Origin of the sequence: Vulcaniibacterium thermophilum (assembly GCF_007923255.1) — a bacterium.
Lineage (GTDB): Bacteria > Pseudomonadota > Gammaproteobacteria > Xanthomonadales > Xanthomonadaceae > Lysobacter_F > Lysobacter_F thermophilum.
Genome location: NZ_VOHJ01000059.1, coordinates 1 through 7,789, shown reverse-complemented (window position 1 = coordinate 7,789; position 7,789 = coordinate 1). Strand labels below are relative to the sequence as shown.

Annotated in this window: 7 protein-coding genes, 1 tRNA gene and 2 pseudogenes; 2 read left to right on the top strand and 8 right to left on the bottom strand. The window is 73.1% G+C overall.

Translation table 11 applies throughout. The annotated features are described in order from the left end of the window. Positions 1-721: pseudogene (locus FQY64_RS14865) on the top strand (hypothetical protein); the annotation flags it as partial. Positions 722-790: 69 nt separating this feature from the next. Here the strand turns inward: FQY64_RS14865 and FQY64_RS14260 are convergent. The 8 genes from FQY64_RS14260 to serS form a co-directional block, all read right to left on the bottom strand. Further along, positions 791-1,438: a response regulator gene (locus tag FQY64_RS14260; RefSeq protein WP_146475354.1), complete on the bottom strand. Its 648-nt coding sequence runs from the start codon at positions 1,436-1,438 to the stop codon at positions 791-793. A gap of 289 nt (positions 1,439-1,727) precedes the next feature. Beyond that, positions 1,728-2,636 carry a DUF4097 family beta strand repeat-containing protein gene (locus tag FQY64_RS14255; RefSeq protein ID WP_146475352.1) on the bottom strand — a complete coding sequence of 303 codons (909 nt, stop codon included), beginning with the start codon at positions 2,634-2,636 and terminating at the stop codon, positions 1,728-1,730. A 13-nt stretch (positions 2,637-2,649) separates the two neighbouring features. Next, positions 2,650-3,138: a hypothetical protein gene (locus FQY64_RS14250; RefSeq protein ID WP_146475350.1), complete on the bottom strand. Its 489-nt coding sequence runs from the start codon at positions 3,136-3,138 to the stop codon at positions 2,650-2,652. Beyond that, positions 3,135-3,716 carry an RNA polymerase sigma factor gene (locus tag FQY64_RS14245; RefSeq protein ID WP_146475348.1) on the bottom strand — a complete coding sequence of 194 codons (582 nt, stop codon included), beginning with the start codon at positions 3,714-3,716 and terminating at the stop codon, positions 3,135-3,137. The genes FQY64_RS14250 and FQY64_RS14245 overlap by 4 nt, the downstream gene beginning before the upstream one ends. A gap of 48 nt (positions 3,717-3,764) precedes the next feature. Further along, positions 3,765-4,130, bottom strand: coding sequence for a response regulator (locus FQY64_RS14240; RefSeq protein ID WP_146475346.1), 366 nt, complete (start codon positions 4,128-4,130; stop codon positions 3,765-3,767). A 254-nt stretch (positions 4,131-4,384) separates the two neighbouring features. Beyond that, positions 4,385-4,474, bottom strand: a tRNA-Ser gene (locus FQY64_RS14235). A 258-nt stretch (positions 4,475-4,732) separates the two neighbouring features. Next, a complete protein-coding gene (locus FQY64_RS14230; RefSeq protein WP_146475344.1) occupies positions 4,733-5,731 on the bottom strand; it encodes a LysR family transcriptional regulator in 999 nt (332 codons plus the stop codon). Positions 5,732-6,066: 335 nt separating this feature from the next. Continuing rightward, positions 6,067-7,347 (bottom strand): serine--tRNA ligase, encoded by a 1,281-nt coding sequence (serS, locus tag FQY64_RS14225; protein WP_146475342.1) that lies wholly within the window; start codon positions 7,345-7,347, stop codon positions 6,067-6,069. A gap of 129 nt (positions 7,348-7,476) precedes the next feature. On the opposite strand from serS, the pseudogene FQY64_RS14220 reads away from it, so the two are divergent. Further along, positions 7,477-7,789 (top strand): annotated as a pseudogene (locus FQY64_RS14220) (hypothetical protein); the annotation flags it as partial.

Below are 7,789 nucleotides of genomic sequence, written 5' to 3'. Positions count from 1 at the left end.
CGCGGCTGCGGGCGAAGGCGGCGGGCGCCGTCGTCGCGGCCGTCGCGGCGGTCGCCGGCGCCGTCGCGGCGGTGCCGAGGCGGGCGCCGCCACCGAGCTGCTCGCGGCAGGCGACGAGTCCGCCGTCGAAACCGTGCTCGACGACGAGGACGACGCGCTCGAGCCGGGCGAAACCCCGCCGGCGGCGCCGTCGCGCCACCAGCCGGAGTTCGAGTTCGACGACCTCGCGTTGCCCGCGGTGAGCGTCCCCGCGGTCCAGGTGGCGAGCGAGGCGCCGCCGGCGCCTGCCGCCGCGGCCCCGGAGCCGCCCGCATCGCCGGTGGACGCCACGCCGGAAGGGGTGCCCGCGCCCGAGCCGGTCGCCGTCACTGCGGTCGAAACGGCGGCGATCGACGTCGTGCCGGCCGCCGCGGTGGCGGCCGCGGATGCGGCGCACACGGTGCCGCACCCGGCCGACGACGCGCCCGCCGTTGCGGACGTGGAGTCCGCCAGCGACGCTTCGGCGGACGCGGTCGACGTCGGCGCGCCGTCGCCGGAAGCGGTCGACGACGAAACGCCGGGCCGCGAGCCGGATGTCGAGCGGGCGACGCCGGCGGAGGAGCCGCGGATGGGCAGCCTGTTCGACCCGTTGCCGGCCGAGCCGCAGGGCGCGCAGCCGGCCGACGCGGCCGCCGCGGCGGTCGAGGGCGAGCGGGCCGCGCGTCCGGCCACGCCGGACTGAGCCTCGCCGCGAACGCGGTGCAGCACGACACGGGCCGCCCCTGGGCGGCCCGTGTCGGTTCGGAGGCGGTCAGAGCGGCGAGACGTCCGCCATCAGCCCGTGCTGCTTCGCCAGCCGCGCCAGCGCGATGGTGTCGTTGACGCCGAGCTTGTCGAACAGGTTGCTCTTGTGCGTGCTGACGGTCTTCGGACTGAGCGACAGCCGCAGCGCGATCTCGTTCTGCCGCATCCCCTGCACCAGCAGCATGGCGACCTCCAGCTCGCGCGCGCTGAGTTCGTCGAACGGCGACCCGTCGCGGCTGATGCCGGCCAACGCCAGCTTCTGCGCCACCTCGCTGGCGAGAAAGCGCCGGCCGGCGGCCACCTCGCGCACGGCGCGCACCAGCTCGCCGGCGTCGCCGCCCTTGCCGACGTAGCCCGATGCGCCGGCTTCCAGCAGCCGGCGCGGCAGCGGGCCGTCCTGCAGCACCGAGACGATCACCACGCGCGTGCCGTGCCGGCCGGCGACGATGCGTTCGGTGAGTTCCAGTCCGCTCAGCCCCGGCAGGTGCAGATCGCACAGCACGACATCGGGCTTGAGCTCGCGCACCAGCGGCAGGGCCTGCTCGCCGTTGGCCGCTTCGCCGACGACGGCGATCTCGGGCTCGCCCGACAGGATCATGCGCATCCCCGTGCGCACGAGCGCGTGGTCGTCGATGAGGAAGACGCGAATCGTCATCCCTGTTCCCCCGTGTGGACGTCCTGTCCGCGAGAGGCTACGGGCCCCGCGCGAGGGTCGCAATGGGCGCGGCGGCCGGTAACCGCTTACAGCGCGCGTTCGGACGCGCGCTCCGATGGGCTTCGGGCGCTCCGAGGCGTCGGATCACGAGCCTGCGGCGTGCGGGCAGCGCACGCGTCCGATCCGCCGGTGGCTACGCGAGGCGCGGGCCGGGATCTCCGCCCGGCGGCCGGCGTCTCCGGCGACGGGCCCGGCCGGCTGCGTCCGAGCCGCCCGGCGTTCCCGTCGCTCACTCCAGATCGAGCGTCGCGTCCCCGGAGAACGTCTCGATGCGCACGTCGGCACTGCCGCTGCCGTAGCGGTGCTCGAAGCTCGCGCCCGGGCCGTGCTTCGGCCGCTGCACGGAAACGCCCGGCGCGCGCAGATCGCCGCTGAAGCTTTCGGCGCGCACGGTGGCGGCGACGTCGCGCGGCAGGCGCAGGCGCACGTCGCCGCTGACGGTTTCGACGTTCACCCGCGCATCGGACGCCAGCGCGGTGCGGATGACGACATCGCCCGACACCGCGGCGGCGGTCACCCGGCGCAGGCGCGACTGCAGCACGGACACGTCGACGTTGCCGGAGACGGTCTCGGCGTGCACCTCGCCATCGAGGCGGCCGCGCAGCATCAGATCGCCGCTGACCGTCTGCGCGCTCACGTCCGCACTGTTGAGGGTGAGGTGCAGATCGCCGCTGACGCTTTCGATGTCGGCCTCGCCGGGCGCGGCGGCGACGCGCACGTCGCCGCTCACGCTTTCGATCGCCAGGTCGCGCGAGGCGACGCCTTCGACGTCGACCTCGGCGGCGACGCTCTCCAGATCGAGACTGGCCAGCCGCGGCACCATCAGCCGCAGTTCGGTCGGCTCGCTGCGCTCTTCGCCCCAGTTCCAGCCGGACCGCTTGGGGTAGCGCACGCGCACCGCGAGCCGGCTGCGGTCGCCTTCGATCTCGAGCTTCTCGACGCCCTGCCCCAGCGAGCCCTGGATGCGGACTTCCGGGCGGTCCCAAGCGCGGACCTCGATGCGGCCCTTGACGTTTTCGACCTCGAGCGTGCCGCGCGGGTCGAGCGGACGGGTTTCGTTGATCGGGGTGGCGGCGAACGCGGCGGCGCTGGCGAGCGCGAGGCCGGCACCGGTGGCGATCGTGCGGAACAGGGACATGGGCTTCTCCGGGTCAGCTATAGACCTGGCGCTGGGCGAGCGCCAGACGTTGGGTGTAGGTGCGGCGCAACTGCTGCAGCAGCAGCGGCGAGTCGGGGTCGCGCTGGAGCGCGCCGCGGATGAGCGAGGCGCTGCGGTCGAGCTCGTCCATCGCCTGGCGCAGCGGCGGCGCGCTGGCTTCGGCCGGCGGCAGCTGCCGCAGGGCGGCCTGGTACTGCAGCGTCAGCATGTCGGCCTCGCGCTGCAGCGGCGCTTCGGCGAGCGCCGGCGTCGCCACCGGCGCGGCGTCGCGCCAGAACCAGGCGCCCGCGGCGGCGATGGCCAGCGTGGCGGCCAGTGCGAAGGGCCACTGCGGCCGGCGCCGGACCGCGGCCGCCTGCGCCTGCGGCGTCAGCCGCGCGGCGATGCCGGGCCAGAGGTCGCGTTCCGGCTCCCGCGGCTGCCGCAGCGCGCGCAACTGCCAGCGCAGGGCATCGGGCAAGGGGGTGTCGTGGTCGTTCATGCGGTTTCTCCGAGCCGGGCGCGAAGCAACTGCCGCGCCCGGTGCAACTGCGCTTTCGAGCTGCCGACGGCGATGCCGAGCTCCGCGGCGATCTCCTCGTGCGTCCAGCCCTCGACGTCGTACAGCACCAGCACCGCCCGCGCGCGCGGCGGCAGGCCCGCCACCGCGCGTTCGAGGTCCATCCGCAACGCGGTGCGTTGTCCGGCCGAGTCGGCGGCGCCGACGTAGTCCAGCGCTTCCTCGTCCTCGTCCAGCGGGCGGCTGCGTCGGCTGCGCAGCTCCATCAGCGCCGTGTTGACCGCCAGCCGGTGCAGCCAGGTGCCGAACGCCGATTCGAAGCGGAACGCCGGCAGCGCCTGCCACGCGCGCACGAAGGCCTCCTGGGTGAGATCCTCGGCGCGCGATCCCGCCCCGCCGACCAGACGCGCGATGACGCCGTGCACGCGGCCGGCATGGCGCCGGTACAGCGCTTCGAACGCGGCCACCTCGCCGCGCGCGGCGGCACGGACCAGGGCGCCGTCGTCGGCTTCGGCCTCGGGAAACGCGGCGGCGGGCGCATCGAGCACGGCGGTCAGCATAGTCCGTGGGATGCGCGCAGGGCGCGCCGGGTTTGAACGGGGCGGCGGTCAGGCCGCCAGCAGACGGGCGAGCGTCTCCAGCACTTCGCCGATGTCGTACGGCTTGCGCAGGACCGGCGCGCTGCGCCCGCCGTCGATCGCGCCGTCGCCGTAGGCGGTGGCGAACACGAACGGCACGCCCATCTCCTCCAGGCGGCTGGCGACCGCGTCGCTGCGCACGCCGCCGAGATTCACGTCCAGGATCGCCGCATCGACCCCCGTCGCCGCGGTGAGGAGCTCCAGCGCGCGCTCCACCGTCGCCGCAGGGCCGAGCACGCGCGCGCCGGCGTCGGAAAGCACGTCGTCCAGCAGCATCCCCAGCAGGGGTTCGTCTTCCACCACCAGCAGCGTGCGGCCGGCGATCAGCTCACTCATGCCCTTCTCCAGAGACCCACGATCGACCGCAGAACGCGTCGCGCCGGACGCGCCGGCAATCGCGCGGCCGTCACCGGCTCGAGGGCGACGCGGCGCCCGCCGCGGTCCTCGCAACGATCCCGACGACAGGCCGCGTGCGGTCGAAGGCTTCGACGCGCGAACTGTACGGGAACCGCCGGGAGGCGCCGTGCAATGCGGGTGAAGCCGGCGCGATTGCAGGGGCCGGGATGCGAAGACACTGGGGGTCTTTCGGATGGCGGAGAGGGTGGGATTCGAACCCACGGTGACATCGCTGCCACGGCGGTTTTCAAGACCGCTGCCTTAAACCGCTCGGCCACCTCTCCGGAGACTCGATTATCGCCGACCCGACCACGGGTGGGATGGATGCGCGCCCTCCTGGCGCACCCGCGCTGCGCGCGGGCGGCCTGCGGCCGTCCGAACGCGCGTCCTGCGCGTTCGAGCGAACCCACGGTGACATCGCTGCCACGGCGGTTTTCAAGACCGCTGCCTTAAACCGCTCGGCCACCTCTCCGATCCGCGTAATCATGCGGGCGGCGCGGCGTCGTGTCGACACCGCGCGGGGCGGGTTCAGCGGGACGATGTCAGCCCAGCCCCACCGCGAAGCGGCTCATCTCCTCGTCCTTGCACGGGCGGCCGTGGATCTCGCTGCACTGCAGGCGCGCGGTCTCGACGAAGCCGGGCGCCTTCTCGGCCATGTAGTCGATGAACACGCGCACCGCGGGCAGCAACCCGCGGCGCGAGGCGAACACGGCGTGGAAGATGCCCTGCGGCAGGCGCCACTCGGGCAGCACCACTTCCAGATCGCCCCGGCGCACCGCATCGCCGCAGATCGTCTCGGGCAGCAGCGTGATGCCCACGCCCTGCTGGGCGAGCGCCATCATCATCGGGAAATCGAAGCCCATCACGCGCGGCGTGAGTTCCACCCGGCGCACCTCGCCGTCGCGCGCGTGCAGCTCCCAGCGCTGGCGCTCGGCGTCCTCGCTGAAGCTGAGGGTGGTGTGCTGGGTGAGATCCTCCGGCTTCTGCGGCCGTCCCATCCGCTTGAGATATTGCGGGCTGGCCACCAGCAGTTCCTGGATCTGGCCGAAGCTGCGCATCACCAGGCTGCCGTCGTCGTCGAGCCGCGTGCGCACGCGCAGGGCGACGTCGATGCCTTCGTTGATGATGTCCACCCGCCGGTTGCTCACCAGCAACTGCACGCGCACTTTCGGGTAGCGCGCGAGAAACTCGGGCAGCAGTTTCGGCATCATCTGCTGCGCCAGGCCGACCGGCACGCTGACGCGGATCACCCCGCGCGGTTCGGCGCTCAGCCGGTCCACCACCTCGCGCGCGGCCTGCGCCTCGGCCAGCATCGACTGCGCATGGCGGTATACGTTCATGCCGACTTCGGTCACCGCGAAGCGGCGCGTCGAGCGCTGCAGCAGGCGCACGCCGAGGTCGTTCTCCAACTGGCTGATGCGCCGGCTCAGACGCGATTTCGGAATGCCCAGCGCGCGTTCGGCGGCGGCGAAGCCGGAGTGCTCGACGACCATCGCGAAGTAGTACAGGTCGTTCAGGTCCTGCATGGCGCACCCCCTCAAAATCGGAACGGCACGCGCTATTAGGCCACTTTCATTCCACCGTGGCAACGAAAGCTGCGGGGCAGGCTCGAGCGTTCCGCTGGCGGCTGTCGTGCGGACGAGGCCGCGCCGTTCCGCAGGCGGGGCGCGTCCACGGGCTTCCGGCGCAGGCCGGAGCCGACCCCACGCTGAACGGTTCGCCGGGACGCGTTGAACCTCCGCGCGCCGCCGCCATCCAAGGCATCGGACATCGCGTCCCCCACGCCGGGCGGAGCCCCTCCCCCTCTCTCTCCCCCACGCCCGGCGCTTTCAGCGGGCCTGCGCAAGCAGGCCCGTTTCTTTTCGTCGCGCGCAGGTCAGCGGATGACGTCCAGGCCGCCCATGTAGGGGCGCAGCGCGTCCGGCACGGCGATCGAGCCGTCGGCGTTCTGGTAGTTCTCCATCACCGCGATCAGTGCGCGGCCGACGGCGACGCCGGAGCCGTTGAGCGTATGCAGCAGCTCGGGCTTTCCGGTCGCCGGATTGCGCCAGCGCGCCTGCATGCGGCGCGCCTGGAACGCCTCGCAGTTGGAGCAGGAGGAGATCTCGCGATAGGTGTTCTGCGAGGGCAGCCAGACCTCGAGGTCGTAGGTCTTGGCGGCGGCGAACCCCATGTCGCCGGTGCACAGCAGCACGCGGCGGTACGGCAGGCCGAGGCGCTCCAGCACCACTTCGGCGCAGCGTGTCATGCGCTCGTGCTCGGCGTAGCTCTCCTCCGGCCGCACGATGCTGACCAGCTCGACCTTCTCGAACTGGTGCTGGCGGATCATGCCGCGCACGTCCTTGCCGTAGGAGCCGGCCTCGGCGCGGAAGCACATCGAATGCGCGGTCAGGCGCAGCGGCAGGCGCGCGTCGTCGACGATCTCGTCGCGCACCAGGTTGGTCAGCGGCACTTCCGAGGTCGGGATCAGGTAGCGCTTCGCCTCGCCAACCTGGGTGGCGAACAGGTCGTCCTCGAACTTCGGCAACTGGCCGGTGCCGCGCATGCTGTCGGCATTGACGATCAGCGGCACGTTGGCTTCGAGGTAGCCGTGCTCGCCGGTGTGCAGGTCGAGCATGAACTGCGCCAGCGCGCGGTGCAGGCGCGCGATCGGGCCGCGCAGCACCGTGAAGCGCGAGCCGGACAGCTTCGCGGCGGCATCACCATCGAGCCAGCCGTTGGGCGTGCCGAGTTCGACGTGATCCTTCACCGCGAAATCGAACGCGCGCGGCGTGCCCCAGCGGTGCTGCTCGACGTTGTCGTTCTCGTCGCGGCCGTGCGGCACCGAGTCGTGCGGCAGGTTGGGAATGGCGAGCGCGATCGCGTCGAGCTCGGCGCGGATCGCCTCCAGCCGCGCCTCGCTGGCCTTCAGCTCGTCGCCTATGCCGGCGACTTCGGCCATCAGCGCCGAGACGTCCTCGCCCTTGGCCTTGGCCTGGCCGATCGCCTTGCTGCGCGTGTTGCGCAGGTTCTGCAGCTGCTGCGTGCGGGTCTGGATCTGCTTGCGCTCGGCCTCCAGGCGCTCGAGCGCGGCGGCGTCGAGATCGAAGCCGCGCGCGGCCTTCAGGCGGGCGGCGAGGTCGGCGGGCTGCTGGCGCAGGAGGACGGGATCGAGCATCGCGGCGGACGGACGGAAAGGAACGCGCGATTATGCGGGTTCCCGCCCGCCGCGGCGATGGCGGCGCGTTCGCGCGGCCTTAAGCCGGGCGATGGCGACAATCGGGCTTTCGGACCCGGGACCTGCCGCATGACCCTGTCCTCCGTTCCCCCCGCTCCGCGCGGCGCCGGCTGGCGCCCGGGCCGCTATGGCGTGCTGGCGATCCTCGGCGCGGCGGCGCTCGGGCTGGCGCTGTTCTTCTGGGTGACGCGCCAGCCGCCGCACGAGCGCTTCCTCCGTTCCGGGGAGGTGCCGCCGGTCGCCGCGCCATCCGACTACGCGCCGCTGCCCGCGCCGTTGCCCGCCGGCAGCGAACGCGGCGCGAGCGGCATGGACCGCAGCGCGCCGCCGCCGGCGCGACCGCGCGTGGCCGAACGCGCGCGCGAAACGCCGCCGCCGGGCA

Coding starts and splice junctions, on each gene's coding strand:
- FQY64_RS14245 (WP_146475348.1), bottom strand. CDS start 3,716: ATGCTGACCGCCGTGCTCGATGCGCCCGCCGCCGCGTTTCCCGAGGCC.
- FQY64_RS14255 (WP_146475352.1), bottom strand. CDS start 2,636: ATGTCCCTGTTCCGCACGATCGCCACCGGTGCCGGCCTCGCGCTCGCC.
- FQY64_RS14260 (WP_146475354.1), bottom strand. CDS start 1,438: ATGACGATTCGCGTCTTCCTCATCGACGACCACGCGCTCGTGCGCACG.
- FQY64_RS14250 (WP_146475350.1), bottom strand. CDS start 3,138: ATGAACGACCACGACACCCCCTTGCCCGATGCCCTGCGCTGGCAGTTG.
- FQY64_RS14240 (WP_146475346.1), bottom strand. CDS start 4,130: ATGAGTGAGCTGATCGCCGGCCGCACGCTGCTGGTGGTGGAAGACGAA.
- serS (WP_146475342.1), bottom strand. CDS start 7,347: ATGCTCGATCCCGTCCTCCTGCGCCAGCAGCCCGCCGACCTCGCCGCC.